The organism is Microbispora sp. NPDC046933 (assembly GCF_040644635.1).
Lineage (GTDB): Bacteria > Actinomycetota > Actinomycetes > Streptosporangiales > Streptosporangiaceae > Microbispora.
Genome location: NZ_JBEYWW010000061.1, coordinates 1 through 20,965, shown reverse-complemented (window position 1 = coordinate 20,965; position 20,965 = coordinate 1). Strand labels below are relative to the sequence as shown.

Below are 20,965 nucleotides of genomic sequence, written 5' to 3'. Positions count from 1 at the left end.
CCTTTGCGATCAGTGCGTGAGTACCTTGGCCAGGAAGTCCCTGGCCCGATCGGTCCGGGGGGAGTCGAAGAAGGCGTTCGGCTCCCCCGTCTCGACGATCCGGCCGCCGTCCATGAACACCACGCGGTCGGCCGCGCGGCGCGCGAACCCCATCTCGTGGGTGACGACGACCATGGTCATGCCGTCGGCGGCCAGGCCCGTCATCACGTCGAGGACCTCGCCGACCATCTCCGGGTCGAGCGCCGAGGTGGGCTCGTCGAAGAGCATGACCTTGGGGCGCATGGCGAGCGCGCGGGCGATGGCGGCGCGCTGCTGCTGGCCGCCCGACAGCCGCGCGGGCTGCTTGCCGGCCTGCTCGGCGATACCGACCCGGGCCAGCAGCTCGTGGGCGGTGCGCTCGGCCTCGGCGCGGCTCACACCGCGCACCTTCATCGGCGCGAGCATCACGTTCTCCAGCACGGTCTTGTGCTGGAAGAGGTTGAAGTTCTGGAAGACCATCCCCACGTCGGCCCGCAGCCGGGCCAGCGCGCGGCCTTCCTCGGGCACGGGCACCCCGTCGACGAGGATCTCGCCCGAGTCCGCCGCCTCCAGCCGGTTGAGGCACCGGCACAGCGTCGACTTGCCGGACCCGGAGGGGCCGATCACCACCACGACCTCGCCGCGCGCCACGTCGAGGTCGACGTCGTGCAGCACGTGGTGTTCACCGAACCACTTGTTGAGGCCTCGTACCCGAATCATCGCCATCTTCCTTCGAAATCGAAGATAAGGCGGACCGTAATGGATGATTCTGGGCGAAGTCAACGCGTTGGCGACGAAAGTCAAGTCGTGGTATTCCTTCCTCCATGCCAGGCAAAGAGAGGTTGCCGGTGCGGGGGGCGCAGGGCGACCTCCTGCGCCTCGTCGCCGCCGGCCACGCCGAGTCGCGGGCGGAACTCGCCCGCCTGTCCGGCCTGGCGGCCTCCAGCGTCTCGCTGCGCGTCGAAGAGCTGATCGGCAGCGGGCTGCTGGTGGAGGAGGGCGCGGGCACCTCCCGCGGCGGCCGGCGACCCCGGCGGCTGCGGCTCAGCCCCAGCGCGGGACTGCTCGCGGTCGCCGACCTGGGCGCCCACCATGCGCGCCTCGGGCTCCTCGACCTCAGCGGCACCCCGCTGGTGGTCGAGGAGCGCCCCTGCGAGATCGCGGACGGCCCCGAGGCGACCATCGACTGGATGGCGGCCGCGTTCGAGGACCTGCTGGCCGCGCACGGCCCGCCCGGGGTCCCGCTGCGCGGGGTCGGCACGGGCATCCCCGGGCCCGTGGACCCGGCGACCGGCCGGGTCGTCGCGCCCTCGCGCATGCCCGGCTGGAACAACTTCCCCGTCGCGGAACGCCTCGGCGCGCACTTCGACCTGCCTGTGCTGGTGGAGAACGACGCCAACCTCATGGCGGCCGGGGAGGCCAGGTCCTGGCCGAAGTGCGAGACGCTGATGGTGCTCAAGACCGGCAGCGGCATCGGCTGCGGCGTGATGGTGAACGGGGCCCTGCACCGGGGACGCGGCGCGGCCGGGGACATCAGCCACGTGCGGGTCAGGAGCGACTCGTCGGTCACCTGCTCCTGCGGGCACGACGACTGCCTGGAGGCCTACGCCAGCGGCGCCGCCCTCATGAGCGTGCTCAACGAGCAGGGCATCGAGGTGCGACGGCCGGCCGACGTCGTCGCGCTCGTCGAGGACGGCGTGCCCGAGGCCACCGCCCTCGTGCGCAACGCCGGCCGGCTCATCGGCGAGGTGCTGACCGTGCTGGTCAACTTCATCAACCCCGACGCGATCGTGGTCGGCGGCAGCCTGTCACCGGCCGAGCCGCTGATCGCGTCGATCCGCGCGGCCGTGTACGAGCGGTGCCTGCCGCTCGCCACCCGCGACCTGGAGATCTCCACCACCCGGTCCGGGCCCGACGCCGCCCTGCTCGGCGCCGGATCCCTCCTGCTGGACTCCGTGCTCGCCTGAAGACCCACCGAATGGACACCCGTACGTGACCCGATACTGCCTCTTCGACCTCGACGGCACGCTGACCGACCCCGAGACCGGCATCGTCGCCTCGATGCGGCACGCCCTTTCCACGGTCGGGATCCCGGAGGTGGAACACGGGCGGCTCCGCGCCATGATCGGCCCTCCCCTCCAGGACGGCTTCCTCCTCCTCGGCGTGCCGCCCGAGCGTCTCGACGACGCGGTGCACGCCTACCGGGAGCGCTACACCGCCGGCGGAATGTACGAGAACGAGGTCATCGCGGGAATCCCCGCCGTGCTGGAGGCTCTCGTCGCCGACGGCTGGACCCTGGCGGTGGCGACGTCGAAACCGGCCGTCTACGCGGAGAAGATCCTGGTGCACTTCGGGCTCGACGGCTTCTTCGCGTACGTGGCCGGGGCGACGCTCGACGGGTCGCGGCGGCACAAGGCGGACGTGATCCGGCACGCGCTCGACGTGCTCGGCGCCCCACCCGAGGCGACCGTCATGGTCGGCGACCGCAGGGAGGACGTCGCCGGCGCGGCCGAGTGCGGCGTGCGATGCGTGGCGGTGACGTGGGGCTTCGGCGAGAAGGCCGACTTCGCCGACCCCGGCGTCATCGCCGTGGTGGACACGCCCGAGCGCCTGCTCGAGGTGCTGTCACAGGCGGACGACACTCCGGCGAGGTGAACGCCGTAGCCGGAAAACGGTTGTGCGTCTCGCAGGCCGAACCTCTACCGTGTACGGCGTGACGACCCAGGTGATCGTGCTCAACGGCGGATCGAGCGCGGGCAAGTCCGAGATCGTCCGGCACCTGCAGGCGGTCCTGCCGCAGCCGTGGCTCGCCTTCGGGGTCGACTCGCTCATCGAGGCGATGCCCCGGTCCATGCAGGCATCGGACGCCGGCATCGAGTTCGCCCCCGACGGTGGAGTGAACGTCGGGCCGGAGTTCATGGCGCTGCAGTCGGCGTGGATGAAGGGCCTCGCCGCGATGGCCCGTGCCGGAGCCCGGGTCGTCATCGACGACGTCTTCCTCGGCGGAGCGGCGACCCAGCAGCGGTGGCGGAGGGTTCTCGGCGGACTGGACGTCCTGTGGGTCGGCGTCAGGTGCGACAGCGCGGTCGCCGCCGAGCGCGAGAGGGCCCGGGGAGACCGGGTCCCCGGAATGGCCGTGACGCAGGCGAAGGTGGTCCACGAGGGCGTGGTCTACGACCTGGAGGTGGACACCACGCACACCGAGTCCACGACATGCGCGGAGATCATCGCCGATCGCGTGACCGCATAGGCGCATACCGCTCCGGCCTTCGACGCACGACGGCCTCGGCCTGACGGGAGACAGGCCGAGGCCGCCGGTTCGATCATCTAGGCCACGTGCCGCGCCGGGGCGGCCGCCGCGAGCCGTACGGCGTTGGCGGCGGCGTCGTCGATCTCACGCTGCGCCGCGAGGTCGGCCTCCACTCCGGACCGGTAGGCGTCGATCTCCGCGCGCACCCGGTCGTCGTCCCAGCCGAGGACGGGCGCGATCAGCGCGGCGACCTCGGGGGCCGCCGCGAGCCCGTGGTCCCGCTCCTCGATGAAGACCCGGGTGCGGCGGACCAGGACGTCCTCCAGGTGCAGCGCCCCCTCGTGCGTGACCGCGTACACGGCCTCGGCCTTGAGGTAGCCCTCCGCACCGGGGATCGGCTCGCCCAGGCCCGGGTCGGCCTCGACGAGCGCGAGCACCTCCTCGACGCAGGATCCGTACCGGCCGAGCAGGTGCTCGACCCGCGCGACGGGCAGCCCCGCGCGCCCGGCGAGGCGGCGCCTGTTGTTGCGCAGCGCCTCGAAGCCGGCGGCCCCGAGGACGGGGACGCGGTCGGTGACCGACGCGGGCACGTCCTGGCCGAGACCGGCCACCGCGACGTCGACGGCGTCCTTGGCCATCACGCGGTAGGTGGTGTACTTGCCGCCCGCGACGATGACCAGGCCGGGTTCGGGCCGGATGACCGCGTGCTCCCTGGACAGCTTGACGGTCTCCGACCCCGACGCCGACCCGCCCAGCAGCGGACGCAGGCCCGCGTAGACGCCCTCGATGTCGTCGTGGGTGAGCGGCGTCCGCAGCACGGCGTTGACGTGCTCCAGGATGTAGTCGATGTCGGCCCGCGTGGGGGCCGGCTCGACCTTGTCCAGGTCCCAGGGGGTGTCCGTGGTGCCGACGATCCAGTGCGGACCCCAGGGGATCACGAACAGCACGCTCTTCTCGGTGCGCAGGATCAGCCCGGTGTCGAGCCGGATCTTCTCCCTGGGCACGACGAGGTGCACGCCCTTGGACGCCTGGACGGTCACCGACCCCCGCGAGCCCGGCGACGCCCCCGCGAGCCGCTGGATCTCGTCGGTCCACACGCCGGTGGCGTTGATCACCTGACGGGCCCTCACCCGGATCTCGGCGCCGCTCTCCTGGTCGCGCACGACCGCACCGATGACACGACTCCCGTCGCGCAGGAACCCGGTGACCTTGGTGCGGATGGTGACGCACGCGCCGTACTGCATGGCCGTGCGGGCCACCGTCATCGTGAAGCGGGCGTCGTCGACCTGGGCGTCGTAGTACTGGATCGCCCCGACGAGGGCGTCGCTGCGCAGGCCGGGGGCCTCGCGCAGGGCCCGGCTGTGGCTGAGCTGGCGGTGGCGCGGCAGTGCGCGGGCGCCGCCGAGCGTGTCGTACAGCAGCACGCCCGCGCCGACGTAGCCGCGCTCCCACACGCGGTGACGCAGCGGGAACAGGAACGGCACCGGACGCACCAGGTGTGGGGCCAGCCGGGTCACCAGCAGGCCGCGCTCCCTGAGCGCCTCCCGGACCAGCCGGAAGTCGAGCTGCTCCAGGTAACGCAGCCCGCCGTGGATCAGCTTGCTCGACCGGCTCGAGGTGCCGGCCGCGAGGTCACGGGCCTCCACCAGCGCGACGGACAGGCCGCGCGAGACCGCGTCGAGCGCGACCCCGGCGCCGACCACCCCGCCGCCGACGACCAGGACGTCGAACTCGTCCTCGGCCAGCCTCCGCAGCGCCGCCTCCCGAGCGCGGGGACCCATGGGTACAGACATATCGGTGTTGACTCCCTCGTTTTGTCAGCAGGCTCAGTCGACGTCGACCCAGTCGAGCGTCCGCTGGACGGCCTTGCGCCATCCCGCGTAGCCGCGCTCGCGCTGCTCGTCGGTCCAGGTGGGCTCCCAGCGGCGGTCCTCGTGCCAGTTGCGCTTGAGGTCGTCGGTGGACTTCCAGAAGCCCACGGCGAGCCCGGCGGCGTACGCGGCGCCGAGCGCGGTGGTCTCGGCGACCACCGGCCGCGACACCGGGACGCCGAGGATGTCGGCCTGGAGCTGCATGCACAGCTCGTTGGCCGTCACGCCGCCGTCCACCCGCAGCACGTCGAGGACGACGCCGGAGTCCTGCTCCATCGCGCCGACCACGTCCTTGGTCTGGTAGCAGATCGATTCGAGCGTGGCGCGGGCCAGGTGGGCGTTGGTGTTGTAGCGGGACAGGCCGACGATGGCGCCGCGGGCGTCGGACCGCCAGTAGGGCGCGAACAGGCCGGAGAACGCCGGCACGAAGTAGACGCCGCCGTTGTCCTCGACCTGCCGGGCGAGCGCCTCGCTCTGCGACGCCCCGGAGATGATGCCGAGCTGGTCGCGCAGCCACTGCACGGCGGAGCCAGTGACCGCGATCGACCCCTCCAGGGCGTAGACGGGCTTGGCCGAGCCGAACTGGTAGCAGACCGTGGTGAGCAGGCCGTGCTGGGAGCGGACGAGCTCCGTGCCGGTGTTGAGCAGCAGGAAGTTGCCGGTGCCGTAGGTGTTCTTGGCCGTGCCGGGCTCGAAGCACACCTGGCCGACGGTCGCGGCCTGCTGGTCGCCGAGGTCGCCCGCGAGGGGGACCTCGCCGCCGAGCGGGCCGCCGGCGCGGGTCACGCCGTACAGGTCGGGATTGGAGGAGGGCCGGATCTCGGGCAGCATCTGGCGGGGCACGCCGAAGAACGACAGCAGCTCGTCGTCCCAGTCGAGCGTCTCCAGGTTCATCAGCATCGTGCGGCTGGCGTTGGTGGGGTCGGTGACGTGGACGCCGCCGTCGACGCCGCCCGTCAGGTTCCACAGCAGCCAGGTGTCGGTGTTGCCGAAGATCGCGTCGCCACGCTCGGCGGCCTCGCGGACGCCGGGGACGTTCTCCAGGATCCACTGGATCTTGCCGCCGGAGAAGTAGGTGGCGGGCGGCAGGCCGGCCTTGCGCCGGATCACCTCGCCCTTGCCCTCGCGCTCCAAGGCCGACGCGATGCGGTCGGTGCGGGTGTCCTGCCAGACGATGGCGTTGTAGTACGGCCGGCCGGTGCGCCGGTCCCAGACCACCGCGGTCTCGCGCTGGTTGGTGATGCCGAGCGCCGCGAGGTCGGAGGCATGCAGGCCCGCGGTGCGCATCGCGGTCTCGACGACCGCCCGGGTGCGCTCCCAGATCTCGGTCGGGTTGTGCTCGACCCAGCCCGCCTGCGGCAGGATCTGCTGGTGTTCCAGCTGGTGGCGGGCGACCTCGTTGCCCCCGTGATCGAAGATCATGAAGCGGGTGCTGGTCGTCCCCTGGTCGACCGCGCCGACGTAGTCTGCCATTCTCGTTGCGCCTCTCGTCTCGTGTGGGCTCGTGTGAGCCGGGCGTTGCTGGTCTCGGCCCGGGGGTGATCAGCCGGCCTGCGCGGCGGGCTCCGGTGTGCGGCCCGGCTCGGGCGCGTCCGTACGCGGCAGGAAGCGGGCGACCAGGAGCTGGTAGAGCCCGGCGCCGATGACGCCGCCGACCAGCGGGCCGATGATCGGCACCCAGAAGTAGAGCCCACCGTACTGGTCGCGGAACGCCGAGCCGTACCCCGTGAAGAACGAGGCGAGGCGCGGGCCGAAGTCGCGGGCGGGGTTGATGGCGTAGCCGGCGTCGGTCCCCCACGCCATGCCGATCGCGACCACGAGCAGGCCGACGATGACCGGCGCGAGGTTGGCGAGCGGCGCCGAGTTGCGCTCGTCGGAGATCGCGAGGATCAGGAACAGCAGGATGGCCGTGCCGATGATCTGGTCGCGCAGCGCTCCCCACTGGGTGACCGGCAGCGTGCCGTTGCCGGGAAGGGTGGAGAAGACCCCCTGTGTCTTGATCGTGTGCCCGGGGTCCACCTTGGCCAGGACCTCGGCGTAGTTCCACCGGACGAGCAGCGCCGCCACGAAGGCGCCCGCGGTCTGCGCCAGCGCGTACGGCAGGACCTTCCGCCAGGAGAAGCCCTTGAACACGGCGAGGGCGACCGTGACGGCCGGGTTGAGGTGGGCGCCGCTGATGCGGGCGGCCGCGTAGACGCCGAGGGTCACCCCCAGGCCCCACGCCCACGCGATGCTGTCATGGTCGCCGATGCCGCCGGCCACCACCTGGGCCACGACGCCGACGCCGAACAGGATGAGGATCGCCGTCCCCGCGAACTCCGCCGCCAACTCGCCCAGGAGGCGCCGGTCGCTTCGCCCTTCCGCCATCTGTCTCCTCCTTGACCACGCCGGTCACATCTCCGAAGCGCTCGCTGTGAGCGCTGCCGGTTGTCCGGACGTTAAACGGCGCCCAAGGGAGCGTCAACGAATGATCGTCGGCATTGTCGAACACTGGTCACACCCGGATCGCCGTACTACGCTCCCCGGGTATGACGCGAACAATCACATTTCGCGCAAACCCGTCCGACGACAAAAGATCTTCCATCTACGCCCGACCGGGTGTCGGCATTGTCGAACGCCTTCCGGCATCGCTAGGATCCGGGGCGTGCCAGGTCCGGTCCAGTCCATCGAGCGCGCCGCCGCGATCCTGCGGCTGCTCGCCCAGGGATCGGGGCGGCTCGGCCTCACCGAGATCGCGAACTCCCTGGGGCTGGCCCGCGGCACGGCGCACGGCATCCTGCGCACCCTCCAGCTCGTCGGCTTCGTCGAGCAGGACGAGGCGACCGGCAAATACCAGCTCGGCGCGGCGCTGCTGCACCTGGGCACCAGCTACCTCGACGTGAACGAGCTCCGCTCGCGGGCGATCAACTGGGCCGACGCCCTGGCCGCGCGCAGCGGCGAGGCGGTGCGCATCGGCACCCATCTCCAGGGCAAGGTCCTGGTCGTCCACCACGTCTTCCGGCCCGACGACAGCCTGCAGACGCTCGACGTCGGCATGCTCCTGCCCATGCACGCCACGGCGATCGGCAAGGTGCTGCTCGCCTACGACGCCAACGCGGCCGCCGCGCAACAGGCCGCCGTTCAGGACGGGGAGCTGGAGCAGTTCACCCGCCGCACCGTGCGGACGCACAGGGAGATGTCGCGCATGCTCGCGACCGTGCGCGAGCACGGCTGGGCGTCGGACGTCGACGAGGCCGGCATGGGCGAGGCGGGGGTGGCCGCCCCGATCCGGGGGTACGGGGGACTCGTGGTGGGCGCGATGGGCATCTCCGGCGCCACCGAGCGGATCTGCGACTCCGGCGGGCGTCCCCGCCCCGACCTGGTGGGCTATGTGCGCGACGCGGCGCGGGCCGTCTCCCGCGACCTCGGCGCCTCCCGCTGGTGACCCTCCCCACCCCCACACCGCATCCGCCGCCCGAAGGTAGGCCGCCGTGACCCAGCGTTATGTGATGTCCATCGACCAAGGCACCACCTCGACCCGGTGCATCCTGTTCGACCAGCGCGGCCGTCTGGTCTCGGTGACGCAGCGGGAGCACAAGCAGCACTTCCCCCGTCCCGGCTGGGTGGAGCACGACGCCGTCGAGATCTGGCGCAACCTGGAGCGGATCGGCCCCGAGGCGCTCGCCCACGCGGGCATCGGGCCCGGCGAGGTCGCCGCAGTCGGCATCGCCAACCAGCGGGAGACGACCGTGCTGTGGGACCGGCGCACGGGCATCCCGGTCACCCCCGCCGTCGTCTGGCAGGACACGCGGACCGACACCCTGGTTGACGAGCTGTCCCGCCGTCCCGACGCGCACGTGGTGCGCGAGCGCTGCGGCCTGCCCCTGGCCACGTACTTCTCGGCGCCCACCGTCCGCTGGCTGCTGGACGACACCGACGGGCTGCGTGAGCGCGCCGAGCGCGGCGAGGTGCTGTTCGGCACGATGGAGAGCTGGCTCATCTGGAACCTCACCGGCGGCCCGGACGGCGGCGTCCACGTCACCGACGTGACCAACGCCAGCCGCACGCTGCTGATGAACCTGCGCGACCTCGACTGGGACCCGGTCCTGCTCGACTTCTTCGGCATCCCCCGCGCGATGCTCCCGGAGATCCGCCCGTCCAGCGAGACGTACGGCGTGGCCCGGCGGGTGCTGCCCGGCGTGCGGATCTCCGCCGCGCTCGGCGACCAGCAGGCCGCGCTGTTCGGGCAGACCTGCTTCCACCGCGGCGAGGCCAAGTGCACCTACGGCACGGGCGCCTTCCTGCTGCTCAACACCGGCACCGAGCCGGTCGCCTCCACCCACGGCCTGCTCACGACGGTCGGCTACCAGATCGGCGACCAGCCCGCGGTGTACGCCCTGGAGGGCTCGATCGCGATCACCGGCGCGCTCGTGCAGTGGTTCAGGGACCGGCTGGGGATCATCAGCACCGCCCCGGAGATCGAGACCCTGGCCCGCACGGTCGACGACAACGGCGGCTGCTACATCGTCCCGGCGTTCTCCGGGCTGTTCGCGCCCCACTGGCGCAGCGAGGCCCGCGGGGTCATCGTCGGGCTCACCTCGTACATCACCAAGGGCCACCTCGCCCGCGCCGTGCTGGAGGCCACGGGCTGGCAGACCCGCGAGGTGGTGGACGCCATGAACGCGGACGCGGGCATCGCGCTCACCACCCTCAAGGTCGACGGCGGCATGACGTCCGACAACCTGCTCATGCAGTTCATCGCCGACGTGCTGGACGTGCCGGTGGTGCGGCCCATGGTCGCGGAGACCGTCTCGCTCGGCGCGGCGTACGCCGCCGGGCTCGCCGTCGGCTACTGGCCCGACCTGGAGGGGCTGCGGCGCAACTGGCACCGCGCCGCGCAGTGGACGCCGGCGATGGACCCGAAACGGCGCGAGGACGAGTACGACAACTGGCGGCGGGCGGTCGAGCGCGCCTTCGACTGGATCAAACCCACCGCCGGTTGATCAGGACGTGGGCCCGATGTCGGGCTCGGGCTCGGGCATCGCCGACTCGTCGCCTGTCGCCGGCGGCGTCTCGGCGGCCGGCGTCTCGATGTCGGACGCCCCGCCGATCATCGCCTCCAGGCCCTCGTCGTCCGGTTCCGGCGTCAGCGGCTCGGGCGAGGTGCCCCTCGCGTCCCGCGCTCCGGATCTGTCCGCCACCACGTCCGCGTCTCCTCCCACGTGTCCTCTCCGCTGTCCGCCGGTCCCCCCGGCCTGCGGATCGCGCATGACCGCTCACCTGCCCCCGTCGTACGGCCTCCATTCATCCTCGCAAAGACCCCTCACGCGTACGCCCCGGCCTCCCCGGGGTAGACGACAGGTGATCGGAGCGAGGAGTGGACGGGATGGACAGGCGTCGGCGTGACCTGGTCGACCGGGACCTCGAGGAGGCGGCGGCCGACCTCCTGGCGCACGATCCCCGGCTGCGCGGCCTGGACGTGCGGGTCCGCTTCGACGGCGGGGTGGCGCACGTCGAGGGCGACGTGCCGGCCGCCGCCGACCTCGCCATGCTGCGCGAACGTCTCGGCCGGCTGGCCGGGGTGCTGGCGGTCTGGGACCGGGTGCGGGTGGGCGGCGCGCTCCCCCGGGTCGTCGACCTCGGCTGCGGCGGCACCAAGCAGCACCGCGACAACGTCGGCATCGACCTGCGCCCTGGCCCGGTGGTCGACGTGCTGGCCGACCTGGCGTACGGGGTGCCGCTGGCGGACGAGTCGGTGGACCAGATCTTCGTGGTGCACGTGCTGGAGCACCTGGCCGACTACCTGCCCCTGCTGCGCGAATGCCACCGCGTGCTGCGGCCGGGCGGCGTGCTGCACGTCCTCGCTCCCTGGTGGCGGCACGTCAACGCGGTGGCCGACCCGACGCACGTCCGGCTGATCGACGTGCAGACGTTCAAGCACCTGTGCCGGCCCGACGACGCGGGCCGGTGCTGGTATCCGCTGCTGGTCGCGCGCGACGAGTCCACGGTCTTCGCCGACCTGGTTCCGGCGAAGGACGGCCGGGAGCCCGCCTGCGAGCGGCGGCTGGCCCGGTTCTTCGACTGAGCGGGCGGCCGGGCCGTGAGAGACGGTCGCCGAGTTCGCCCGCAGTTGAGGTAATTCGTTGCCCAAATGTCCTTACGGTCCGGCCTCGAACCCTGGGGAGTGGCGCATCGTGGATAGGTGGTGGAGGACCACGGGGGTGGGCAGATGGAGCAGGGCATCCCCCCTTCTGATCATGGGCTGTTGCGCGCGTTGACGAGCATGCTGGAGGACAGCCATCTGGCGGCGTTCGAGGACATCCCGTCGGTGATCGGCCGCCACAAACGCGAGGCGGGCTTCGAGGAGATCGCCGTTTACCTGGCCGACCTGCAGCAGAGTGTGCTACGCCGGTTGTGCGGCCCCGGCGAGGAGGAGTCCCAGCCGACGGAGCTGAAGATCGACAGCACCCTGGCGGGCCGGGCCCTGCAGGAGGTGCGCATGCTGCGGGGCGGCTCCGACGGCGACGACCCGGGACGATGGTGGGTCCCCCTGCTGGACGGCACCGAGCGTATCGGCGTCCTGTGCCTCGCCCCTTCCTTCGAGGACGACGGCCTCCGGGACCGCATGCGGCACCTCGCTTCCATGATCGCCATGCTGGTCGTCAGCAAGCGCTCGTTCAGCGACTGTCACGCACGGCTCGTGCGGAGCCGGCCGATGAACGTGGCGGCGGAGATGCAGTGGAACCTGATGCCCCCGCTGACGTTCGCCACGCCCTCGGTGACCATCGGCGCGGTACTGGAACCGGCGTACGAGATCGGCGGCGACGCCTTCGACTACTCCACTTCCGGCCGCCGTGCACACGTCGGGGTCTTCGACGCCATGGGCCACGACGTGTCGGCCGGGCTGACCGCGAACCTCGCGGTCGCCGCCTGCCGCAACCACCGGCGGCAGGGCATGGGCCTGGTGCGCAACAGCGAGGCGATCGAGCGGGTCCTGATCGACGAGTTCGGCCGGAGCGACCGCTTCGTCACGGCGGTGCTCGGCGACCTCGACCTCGACACCGGCCTGTTCAGCTGGGTCAACCGCGGCCACCACGCGCCGGTGCTGATCCGGCAGGGCCGCTGGACCTCGACCCTGGAGTGCCCGCCCGCCCACCCGATGGGGCTCGACCTCGGCCTGCCCGTCACGCTCTGCCAGGAGCAGCTGGAGCCGGGCGACCGGATCCTGCTCTACACGGACGGCATCACCGAGATGCGCAGCCCCGACAGCGGCGAGTTCGGCCTGGGCCGGTTCGTCGAGTTCATGATCCGGCAGAACGCCGCCGGGATGCCGGTGCCCGAGACGCTGCGCCGCCTGGTCCGGACCGTGCTGGAATATCACGACAACCGGCTGCACGACGACGCCACCGTGCTGCTCGTCGAGTGGCACGGCAGCGCGCACGAGAAGCTGAGCCCCTAGCCCACTAACCCGCCCGCTGCTCCAGCTGGACGCAGCACCGTCCGGGTTCGGGGGCGAGGACGGCCCGGACGCCGGTGATCTCCATCCCGCCGAGATAGCCGGCGAGGAAGGCGTGGTTCATGCCGCACACGAGATCGGGTGCCCTGGCCGTCAGCGGATGGAAGGGACAGTTGTTCAGGCGCAGCCGGGAAGGGATGTCGCGGAACGGCTCGAAGCCGTGCTCGGCGAGCATGCGTTCGCAGACGGTGAGGCCCCGCTCGGCGCCGAGCCGGCCGGGCCGGGTCTGCTCCCGCTGCCGTTTCCCCAGCTCCCGCCCCCACTCCCCGGCCGCGCGCAGGGCCGACTCGGACGCCGTCTCGTCGCCTGCCTGGCCGAGGACGGCCCGCAGGAGCAGATCGGCGAGGAGCTCGTGCCGGCGCTCGGGGATGCTGACCTGGATCTGGGTCTCCGCCGGTTCGTAGAGCTTCGGCTGGCGGCCCACCTTCCGCACCGCCCCCGCCGCTCCGTACCGGGCCCGCAGCAGCCCCGCGGCGACGAGCTTGTCGAGGTGGAAGGCGGCGAGCTTGCGCGATATCCCCACGCTCTCGGCGGCCTCGTCACGGGTGACGGGCCGCCGCGCCCGCCGGATAAAGGCGAACATGCGCCGCCGCGATTCGTCGCTGAGGACGCTGACGGACTCGATCGCCGCGTCACGGCCGTCCGGCCGGTCCCTGTCGGAGGTCACACCATCACATTAGCTCCAAATCGCCTGGACTGAATCTTCGTCTCCCCCGTTTTCACGGGTCCGCTTGACCACCTCTCGAGAATAAGACCAATATATTTTGGTGAAAAGGAGGTGGTGGCCGTGCCTGACCACCGATCGCACCGGCATGCGAAACACCCGGCGAGCGCGGCACTGGCCGGGCCCTACGGGCACCCGTTCCATCCGATCCTCGTCACGGTGCCGATCGGCGCGTGGACGAGCAGCCTGGCGTTCGACGTCGCCTCGCACGTCACGCGCGATCCGTCCTTCCTGGCGCGCGGCGCGATGTGGCTGATCGCGCTGGGCGTGCTCGGCGCCGTGGCGGCCGCGGCGATCGGGACCCTGGACCTGTTCGTGATCCCGCCCGCGACCAGGGCGTTCCGCACCGGCGTCGTCCACATGCTGCTGAACGTGCTGGTCACCGGCGCGTACGCCGGAAACTTCCTGTGGCGGCACGCGGGCGACGGTCCGCCTGGACCGGTGGGAGCCGGGATGCTCGCGCTGAACGCCGCGAGCCTGGCGGTCCTCGCCGTCTCCGGATACCTGGGCGGGAAGCTCGCCTACCACTACGGAGTCCGCGTCGCGGACGAGGTCACCCAGAGCGAGGGATTCGTCCCCGTCCGTGGCGGCGCCCGCTCCGGCGGGCCCTCCTGATCCCCGCCGATCCCCGTTCCGTTCCCTCACATCCGAGGAGTCACGTCATGGACATCGCCGCACTGGTCACCTGGATCGTCACGGCGCTGGGCGGGTTCGTCCTGCTCGGCACCTGGATCTCCCGAGGCGGGCCGCGCAGCGGCACGAGCCGCCTGCCGGCACCGGTCGTCTTCGGTCACTTCGCCCTCGCCGCGGCCGGCCTGGTGGTCTGGATCATCTACCTGGCCGCCCGTGCGGCCGCCCTGGCCTGGACCGCGTTCGGCCTGCTCGTCCCCGTGGCGCTCCTGGGCTTCGCGATGTTCGCCCGCTGGATCCCCGTCCGCCGATCCCATGCGGCCGTGCCCGGCCGGGGGCCCGAGCCTGCCGAGCGACACTTCCCCGTGCCGGTCGTGGTCGCCCACGGCCTGTTCGCCGTCGCCACCGTCGTCCTGGTGCTGCTGACCGCCCTCGGCGCCGGTGCCGCGCCCGCCTGACCCCGCGCCGCCCCCCGGCGGTCACCGCACGGCGCCGCGCCCGGCCGTGCTCTCGCGTACGACGAGGCGGTAGTCGGCCCGCACCTCGCGGGGCGGGCCGGCGGCCCTGCCGTCCAGGCGGGCCCGCAGCAGGTCGACCGCGATGCGGGCGAGCTGCGCCTTGTCCGGCGCCACCGTGGTCAGCGTCGGCGTGCTGTAGCGGCCGTCCTCGATGTCGTCCAGGCCCGCCAGCGCGATGTCCTCGGGGACCCGCAGCCCGGCGGCGAGGATCGTGCGCATCGCGCCGAGCGCCAGCAGGTCGTTGAAGCAGAAGACCGCGTCGGGCGGCTCCGGCGCGGCCAGCAGCCGGGCCATCGCCACGGCGCCCTCGGCCCGCCGGTACCGCTCCACCTCGGCGATCGTCTGGGGCAGCCCGTGCGCCGTCATCGCCTCGGCGTACCCGGCCAGGCGCAGGGGCGAGGTGCCGCTGACCGAGTTGTCCTGCGCGCCGAGCGCCGCGACCCTCCTGCGGCCCAGCCCGATGAGGTGCTCGGTGACGTCGCGAGCCGCCCGCACGTTGTCGATCGCCACGTGGTCGGCCGGCCCGTCGTAGATCCGCTCGCCCAGCAGGACCAGCGCGGCGTCGTCGGTGCGGGCGGCAAGCTCCTCGATACCGATCGAGACCGGGCTGAGGATGACGCCGTCCACCCGGTGGTCGCGCACCCCGTCGAGCACCCGGCGCTCCCGCTCCAGGCTGCCGTCGGTCTGCTCGATCACCACGATCCACTTCTGCTCGGCCGCCGCGTCGATCACGAACCGGGACAGCTCCGCGAAGTACGGCGCGTCGAGTTCGGGCAGCGCGAGCGCGATCACCCCGGTGCGGCCGAGCCGCAGGTTGCGGGCCGACAGGTTGGGCCGGTAGTCGAGCTGGGACAGGGCCCGCTCGACCTTGGCACGGGTTGCCGGCGAGACGTGCGCGTAGCCGTTGACCACGTTGGAGACAGTCTTCACCGACACCCCGGCCAGCAGCGCCACGTCCCGCAGACTCACTCCCACTTCACGCTCACTTCAGGCTGCCTCTCACGTCGTACGACGGGGTCGTACGGCAGGTCGCGGCCGTACGGCATCCGATCGTAACGCCCTGGTATCGAGTCCCATGGGATCTGTTTACAACGTTGAAACAACGTTGTACAAACCCCCTACCACGGAATGTCGCGTCAACAGAGAGGTCCTGCCTTGGCGTCGCCGGCTCGTCTGACCCTTGACCCCGCCTTCCGGATCGCCCCGGTCGAGCGACGCCTGTTCGGCTCGTTCGTCGAGCACATGGGGCGCTGCGTCTACACGGGTGTCTTCGAGCCCGGCCATCCGGCGGCCGACGCCGACGGATTCCGCACCGACGTGCTGGAGCTGACCCGCGAGCTCGGTGTCACGCTCGTCCGCTATCCGGGCGGCAACTTCGTCTCCAACTACGTCTGGGAGGACGGCGTGGGGCCGGTGGAGGACCGGCCGTCGCGGCTCGACCTGGCCTGGCGGAGCCTGGAGACCAACCGGTTCGGCCTGGGCGAGTTCATGACGTGGGCCGCGAAGGCCGGGGTGGAGCCCATGATGGCGCTGAACCTCGGCACCCGCGGCGTCGCCGAGGCGCTGCGGCTCGTCGAGTACGCCAACTACCCCGGCGGCACCCGGATGTCCGAGCTGCGCCGGGCGCACGGCGCGGACAAGCCGTACGACATCCGGCTGTGGTGCCTCGGCAACGAGTTGGACGGGCCGTGGCAGCTCGGGCACAAGACCGCCGCCGAGTACGGCCGGCTGGCGGCGGAGACGGCCCGCGCGCTCAAGCGGTTCGACCCCGGCCTGCGGCTGGTCGCCTGCGGCAGCTCCAACAGCGGGATGCCGACGTTCGCGGGCTGGGAGGCGGAGGTGCTCGCGGCGGCCTACGACATGGTCGACTACGTCTCGCTGCACGCCTACTACGACCCCTCGGACGGCGACGCCGACTCCTTCCTCGCCAGCGCCTCCGACATGGACCACATGATCCGCTCCATCGCGGCCACGGCCGACCACGTCGGCGCGAAGCTACGCAGCCGCCGGCGGATCGACCTGTCGTTCGACGAGTGGAACGTCTGGTATCAGAGCCGTTTCCGGGGCGAGTCGTCGCTGGAGTGGGCCGAGGCGCCGCGGCTGATCGAGGACACCTACGACGTGACCGACGCGGTGGTGGTCGGCAGCCTGCTGATCGCCCTGCTGCGCAACGCCGACCGGGTGAAGATCGCCTGTCAGGCGCAGCTCGCCAACGTGATCGCCCCGATCCGCACCGAGCCCGGCGGCCCGGCGTGGCGGCAGACGATCTTCCATCCGTTCGCGCTGACGGCCCGGCACGCCCGCGGCGAGGTGCTGCGGGTCGAGCCCGAGTGCCCGGCGATCTCCACCGCCCGGTACGGCGACGCCCCCGCGGTCTGGGCGACCGCCACCCACGACGACGCGACGGGCGAGATGGCGCTGTTCGTGGTGAACCGGGACCGGCGCGGCCCGTGCCGCCTCGACGTGGAACTGCGCGCTCCTGTGCGGCCGGTCGAGCACCTGGAGATCACCGACGAGGACCTGTCGGCGGCCAACACCGCCGACGCACCCGATCGCGTGACCCCGAGGCCCGGCAGCGGCCTGAGCATGCACGGCAGCCGCGTGGAGCTGACCCTTCCCCCGGTTTCGTGGACCATTGTCCGCTTTGCCCCTGCGTCCCCCCAGGAGTAGCACGATGACACGTTCCCTGTCCCGCCGCTCGTTCCTTGGCCTGACCGGCGCCACCGGCCTCGCCGCCGCGCTGTCCGCCTGTGGCGGCGGCACCAAGCTCGGCGCGGGCGGAGCCGCGCAGTCACCGGCGGCGACGTTCTCCGGCGGGGAGTACACCGGGCCCAAGGTCACTCTCGACTACTGGAACGGCTTCACCGGCGGCGACGGCCCGCACATGCGCGCCATGGTGGACGCCTTCAACAAGGCGTTCGGCGGCAGGATCGAGGTCCGCAACGTCACCCGGCAGTGGGCCGACCTCTACCCGGCCATGCCGACCGCGATCGCCGCCGGCAAGGGCCCGGACGTGGCTGTGATCCACAACGACTGGATCAGCACGTTCGCCGCACGACGGGTGCTGGTCCCGCTCGACGACGTCGTCGGCGCGCTCGGGCTCACCGAGTCGGACTTCATCCCGGCGGTGTGGAAGGCCGGGGAGTACGACGGCAGGCGCTACAGCGTGCCGCTCGACGTCCACTGCCTGGGCGACTACTGGAACACCGGCCACCTGGGCAGGATCGGCCTGAAGGAGGCCCCGGCCGACGGGGCGGCGTACGCCGAGGCGCTCAAGGGCCTGAAGGACGCGGGGATCGAGCACCCCTTCTGGATGCCGAACAAGTGGCCCGCCCACCTGATGTTCATGAGCCTGGTCTGGCAGTTCGGCGGGCAGCTCTACAGCGAGGACGGCCTGCGGGCCCTGTGGGGCTCCGACGCCGGCGAGCAGGCGCTGGCCTGGATGGTCGAGCAGATCGACAAGGGCTTCAGCCCCGCGAAGGTCGCCATCGACAGCCAGTACGCCGCGTTCAAGAACGGCCAGGTCAGCCTCACCTGGGACGGCATCTGGCAGATCAACGACCTCAAGACCAACGCGCCGAACCTGAAGTGGGAGCTGTCCCCCGTGCCGGACATCGGCGGCACCCCGGCCGTGTGGAGCGCCTCGCACAACTTCGTGCTGACCGCGCAGGCGGGCCGGGACGGCGACAAGATGCAGGCGGCCAAGTTCTTCGTCGACTACATGTCCAAGCAGTCCACGGAATGGGCGAAGGCCGGCATGATCCCGGCCCGCAACTCCGTCCGGCAGGAGCCGGAGGTCGCCGCGCTGCCGCAGATCGCGCTGGCGCGGAACCTGGACGTCTTCCACTTCATCCCGGCGCTGCCCGGCGTCGGCGACGTGCAGACCAAGGCGCTGGAGCTCGCGGTGGCCAAGGCCGTGCTCAAGCAGGCCTCCCCCGCCGACGCGCTGAAGGAAGGCGTCGCCACGGCCGACAAGCTGCTCGCCGACAACAAGCGGAAGTACGCACAGTGAGCGTGCCCACCGCCTCAGGGGTCCGCGTGCGCCGGATGCGCCCCTGGACGCCGTGGGCCTTCCTCGCGCCCTACCTCCTGCTGTTCGCGGTCTTCATGGCGCTGCCGATCGGGTTCGGCTTCTGGACCAGCCTGCACGAGTGGGACATCAACGTGCCCGCCAAGCCGTTCGTGGGGCTGTCCAACTACGCCGACCTGTTCGACCCGTCGAGCGTGGACGGGCCGCGGTTCTGGACCGCGATGAAGGCGACCGGGATCTTCACGGTGTTCTCGGTGCCCCTGCTGATCGTGCTGCCGCTGCTCGTCGCGCTGCTGATGAACGGCCGGTTCCGCGGCCGCAACCTGTACCGGGCCGTCTACTTCGCACCGTACGTGCTGGGCGTGGCGGTGGTCGGCCTGCTGTGGCGGTTCCTGCTCGACGGCAACATCGGCCTGGTCAACCACTACCTCGGCCTCGACGTGCAGTGGACCACCGACCTGCCCGGCGCGTGGGTGGCGCTGATCGGCGTGACAGTCTGGTGGACGCTCGGGCTCAACTCGGTGATCTTCCTCGCCGGGCTGCAGGACATCCCCAGGGAGCTGTACGAGGCGGCGATGGTCGACGGGGCGGGCGCCTGGCACCGGTTCCGGGCTATCACGCTGCCCGGCCTGCGCCCGGTCACGCTCTTCGTGGTCAACGCCACGATCCTCGCCTCGGCCAACATGTTCGGTCAGTCGTACCTGATCACGGTGGGCGCTCCGGCCGACCAGACCAAGACCGCCATCTACCTCATCGCCGAGACCGGCCTGCGTCAGTTCGACATGGGCACCGCGTCGGCCATGAGCTTCGTGCTGGCCGCCTTCCTGATGGCGGCCAGCGGCCTGGTGTTCGGCGCGTTCAGGAACAGGCGGACGGCAGGGGACACGGCATGAGAACGGAACTGCGGGGGCTGCGGCGGTCGCTGCTCCACCTGATCCTCGCGGTGATCGCCGCCCTCTACCTCAGCCCGCTGGTCTACATGGCGGTCACGTCGCTGAAGACGCGGGAGGGCGCGGGCTCGACCACCCCGGAGTGGATCCCCCGCCCCGCGACGCTCGACGCGTACCGGGAGATCCTCGGCAGCACCGACTTCCCCGTGGTGACGTGGTTCGTCAACAGCGTCGCCGCCGCGACCGGGCACGCCGTTCTCGTGCTGGTCACCGCGGCCCCCGCGGCGTACGCGCTGGCCCGGCTGGACTTCCGCGGCCGGCGCGCGGCGTTCGCCGTGATCGTGGCGACGCTGTTCGTCCCCCCGGTGGTGCTGCTCGTGCCCAACTTCCTGATCGTCAACGAGCTGGCCTGGGTCGACAGCCTGCCGGCCGTCATCGTTCCGGCGGCGGCAGGCGCGTTCGGGGTGTTCTTCCTGCGGCAGTTCTTCACCACGCTGCCCGGCGAACTGGAGGAGGCGGCCGAACTCGACGGCTGCAACCGCTGGCAGACCTTCGCCCGGGTCGTGCTCCCGCTCGCCAAACCGGCGCTCGTGACACTGTTCGTGCTGTCGTTCCTGAGCAACTGGAACGACTTCCTGTGGCCCCTGTTCGTGCTGCTCAGTCCCGAGTCGCTGACGCTGCCCGCGGGGCTCGGCAACTTCCAGGGCGCCAACAGCATCCGCTACGACCTGCTCATGGCGGGAGCGATGATCGCCAGCATCCCCGTCCTGCTGCTCTACCTCGTCGCCCAGCGCTGGATCATCGAGGGCATCTCCCGCTCGGGCCTGAAGGGGTGAGCGGCGCCCGCGGGGCAACGCCCGCAGGCGCCGGGCTCGGCGTGGGAGTCGGGCTATCTGCTCCAGGTCCACTTCTGGTTGGTGCCGCCCCAGCAGGAGTAGAGCTGGAGCTGGGTGCCGTTGCCGGTGCCCGCGCCGGCGGCGTCCAGGCAGAGCCCGGACTGGACGCCCACGATGGTGCCGTCGGAGTTGACGCGCCACTTCTGGTTGTCGCCGCCCCAGCAGCTGTAGATCTGGACCCTCGTGCCGTTGCCGGTGCCGGCGGCGTCCAGGCACTTGTTGCCGTACACCCGGATCTCTCCGGCGGAGGTCGAGGTCCAGGTCTGGTTGGCCTGGCCGTTGCAGTCCCACAGCTGCACCTGGGTGCCGTCCGTGGTGCCGGCAGCGGGCACGTCCAGGCAGCGGCCGGAGGCCACCCCCTTGATCGGCCCGCTATCGCCACCGGAGGTGGGGGTAACCGTCGGGCTGGGCGAGGGGGAGGGTGTGGTGGTGCCGTCGAGGCCGAGGAAGGCGATGGCGTAGGCGAGCTGGCCGGTCATGGGGAGTTGGTGGCCGACGCCGCTGATGCTGATGCCCTCGACGGTGGCCTGGGTGCCCGTGTTTCCATACCGGGTGCGCGTCCACGACGACTGCGGGTGGTCGGTGAACGCCGGGGTCTGGCTCAGCCCGTGCAGGTTGGTCCACTGCTTGATCTCCTCCCCGA

At 71.6% G+C, this 20,965-nt stretch carries 21 protein-coding genes; 13 read left to right on the top strand and 8 right to left on the bottom strand.

Features of this window, described 5'->3' with window-relative positions:
* Positions 1-9: 9 nt before the first annotated feature.
* A complete protein-coding gene (locus ABZ857_RS42380; protein ID WP_357056053.1) occupies positions 10-738 on the bottom strand; it encodes an amino acid ABC transporter ATP-binding protein in 729 nt (242 codons plus the stop codon).
* Between the two features lie 104 nt (positions 739-842).
* Here ABZ857_RS42380 and ABZ857_RS42375 point away from each other — a divergent pair, with 104 nt between their 5' ends.
* From ABZ857_RS42375 to cpt, 3 genes are read left to right on the top strand one after another with little or no spacing between them, the layout of a single operon-like run.
* Positions 843-1,985, top strand: coding sequence for an ROK family protein (locus ABZ857_RS42375; RefSeq protein ID WP_357056051.1), 1,143 nt, complete (start codon positions 843-845; stop codon positions 1,983-1,985).
* 25 nt (positions 1,986-2,010) lie between these two features.
* Positions 2,011-2,673 (top strand): HAD hydrolase-like protein, encoded by a 663-nt coding sequence (locus ABZ857_RS42370; protein WP_357056049.1) that lies wholly within the window; start codon positions 2,011-2,013, stop codon positions 2,671-2,673.
* A 58-nt stretch (positions 2,674-2,731) separates the two neighbouring features.
* Positions 2,732-3,268, top strand: a complete 537-nt coding sequence (cpt, locus tag ABZ857_RS42365; RefSeq protein ID WP_357056045.1) for a chloramphenicol phosphotransferase CPT — start codon at positions 2,732-2,734, stop codon at positions 3,266-3,268.
* A gap of 77 nt (positions 3,269-3,345) precedes the next feature.
* Here the strand turns inward: cpt and ABZ857_RS42360 are convergent, their stop codons facing one another.
* From ABZ857_RS42360 to ABZ857_RS42350, 3 genes are all read right to left on the bottom strand, one after another.
* Positions 3,346-5,061, bottom strand: a complete 1,716-nt coding sequence (locus ABZ857_RS42360) for a glycerol-3-phosphate dehydrogenase/oxidase (protein ID WP_357056042.1) — start codon at positions 5,059-5,061, stop codon at positions 3,346-3,348.
* Between the two features lie 33 nt (positions 5,062-5,094).
* Positions 5,095-6,612, bottom strand: a complete 1,518-nt coding sequence (gene glpK, locus ABZ857_RS42355; RefSeq protein ID WP_357056039.1) for a glycerol kinase GlpK — start codon at positions 6,610-6,612, stop codon at positions 5,095-5,097.
* Positions 6,613-6,681: 69 nt separating this feature from the next.
* Entirely contained in the window at positions 6,682-7,506 is an 825-nt protein-coding gene (locus ABZ857_RS42350) for an MIP/aquaporin family protein (protein WP_357056036.1), read from the bottom strand.
* A gap of 277 nt (positions 7,507-7,783) precedes the next feature.
* Between ABZ857_RS42350 and ABZ857_RS42345 the strand changes: the two genes are divergently transcribed.
* The gene (locus tag ABZ857_RS42345; protein ID WP_357056033.1) at positions 7,784-8,563 is read left to right on the top strand and encodes an IclR family transcriptional regulator; all 780 of its coding nucleotides are present in this window, start codon (positions 7,784-7,786) and stop codon (positions 8,561-8,563) included.
* Positions 8,564-8,609: 46 nt separating this feature from the next.
* A complete protein-coding gene (gene glpK / locus ABZ857_RS42340; RefSeq protein ID WP_357056030.1) occupies positions 8,610-10,121 on the top strand; it encodes a glycerol kinase GlpK in 1,512 nt (503 codons plus the stop codon).
* On the opposite strand, the gene ABZ857_RS42335 is transcribed toward glpK (ABZ857_RS42340), so the two are convergent.
* A complete protein-coding gene (locus ABZ857_RS42335; protein ID WP_357056027.1) occupies positions 10,122-10,319 on the bottom strand; it encodes a hypothetical protein in 198 nt (65 codons plus the stop codon).
* Positions 10,320-10,504: 185 nt separating this feature from the next.
* Here ABZ857_RS42335 and ABZ857_RS42330 point away from each other — a divergent pair, with 185 nt between their 5' ends.
* Positions 10,505-11,203 (top strand): methyltransferase domain-containing protein, encoded by a 699-nt coding sequence (locus ABZ857_RS42330; protein ID WP_357056024.1) that lies wholly within the window; start codon positions 10,505-10,507, stop codon positions 11,201-11,203.
* A 180-nt stretch (positions 11,204-11,383) separates the two neighbouring features.
* A complete protein-coding gene (locus tag ABZ857_RS42325) occupies positions 11,384-12,577 on the top strand; it encodes a SpoIIE family protein phosphatase (RefSeq protein WP_357056021.1) in 1,194 nt (397 codons plus the stop codon).
* A 4-nt stretch (positions 12,578-12,581) separates the two neighbouring features.
* Here ABZ857_RS42325 and ABZ857_RS42320 read toward each other — a convergent pair whose 3' ends face one another.
* Entirely contained in the window at positions 12,582-13,301 is a 720-nt protein-coding gene (locus tag ABZ857_RS42320; protein ID WP_357056018.1) for a helix-turn-helix domain-containing protein, read from the bottom strand.
* 120 nt (positions 13,302-13,421) lie between these two features.
* On the opposite strand from ABZ857_RS42320, the gene ABZ857_RS42315 reads away from it, so the two are divergent.
* The gene (locus ABZ857_RS42315; RefSeq protein WP_357056015.1) at positions 13,422-13,973 is read left to right on the top strand and encodes a DUF2231 domain-containing protein; all 552 of its coding nucleotides are present in this window, start codon (positions 13,422-13,424) and stop codon (positions 13,971-13,973) included.
* Positions 13,974-14,020: 47 nt separating this feature from the next.
* On the top strand, positions 14,021-14,446 hold the full coding sequence (locus ABZ857_RS42310; RefSeq protein ID WP_357056012.1) for a hypothetical protein: 426 nt from the start codon (positions 14,021-14,023) through the stop codon (positions 14,444-14,446).
* Positions 14,447-14,467: 21 nt separating this feature from the next.
* Here the strand turns inward: ABZ857_RS42310 and ABZ857_RS42305 are convergent, their stop codons facing one another.
* Positions 14,468-15,475: a LacI family DNA-binding transcriptional regulator gene (locus tag ABZ857_RS42305; RefSeq protein ID WP_357056009.1), complete on the bottom strand. Its 1,008-nt coding sequence runs from the start codon at positions 15,473-15,475 to the stop codon at positions 14,468-14,470.
* Between the two features lie 186 nt (positions 15,476-15,661).
* Here ABZ857_RS42305 and ABZ857_RS42300 point away from each other — a divergent pair, with 186 nt between their 5' ends.
* The 4 genes from ABZ857_RS42300 to ABZ857_RS42285 are packed head-to-tail and all read left to right on the top strand — an operon-like array spanning position 15,662 to position 20,262.
* Positions 15,662-17,176, top strand: a complete 1,515-nt coding sequence (locus tag ABZ857_RS42300; protein WP_357056006.1) for an alpha-N-arabinofuranosidase — start codon at positions 15,662-15,664, stop codon at positions 17,174-17,176.
* Between the two features lie 4 nt (positions 17,177-17,180).
* A complete protein-coding gene (locus ABZ857_RS42295) occupies positions 17,181-18,518 on the top strand; it encodes an ABC transporter substrate-binding protein (RefSeq protein WP_357056003.1) in 1,338 nt (445 codons plus the stop codon).
* A 2-nt stretch (positions 18,519-18,520) separates the two neighbouring features.
* Positions 18,521-19,429 (top strand): sugar ABC transporter permease, encoded by a 909-nt coding sequence (locus ABZ857_RS42290; protein ID WP_357056000.1) that lies wholly within the window; start codon positions 18,521-18,523, stop codon positions 19,427-19,429.
* A complete protein-coding gene (locus ABZ857_RS42285) occupies positions 19,426-20,262 on the top strand; it encodes a carbohydrate ABC transporter permease (protein ID WP_357055997.1) in 837 nt (278 codons plus the stop codon). The genes ABZ857_RS42290 and ABZ857_RS42285 overlap by 4 nt, the downstream gene beginning before the upstream one ends.
* Before the next feature lie 53 nt (positions 20,263-20,315).
* Here ABZ857_RS42285 and ABZ857_RS42280 read toward each other — a convergent pair.
* On the bottom strand, positions 20,316-20,965 hold a 650-nt coding region (locus ABZ857_RS42280), incomplete at its 5' end, for an RICIN domain-containing protein (RefSeq protein WP_357055994.1).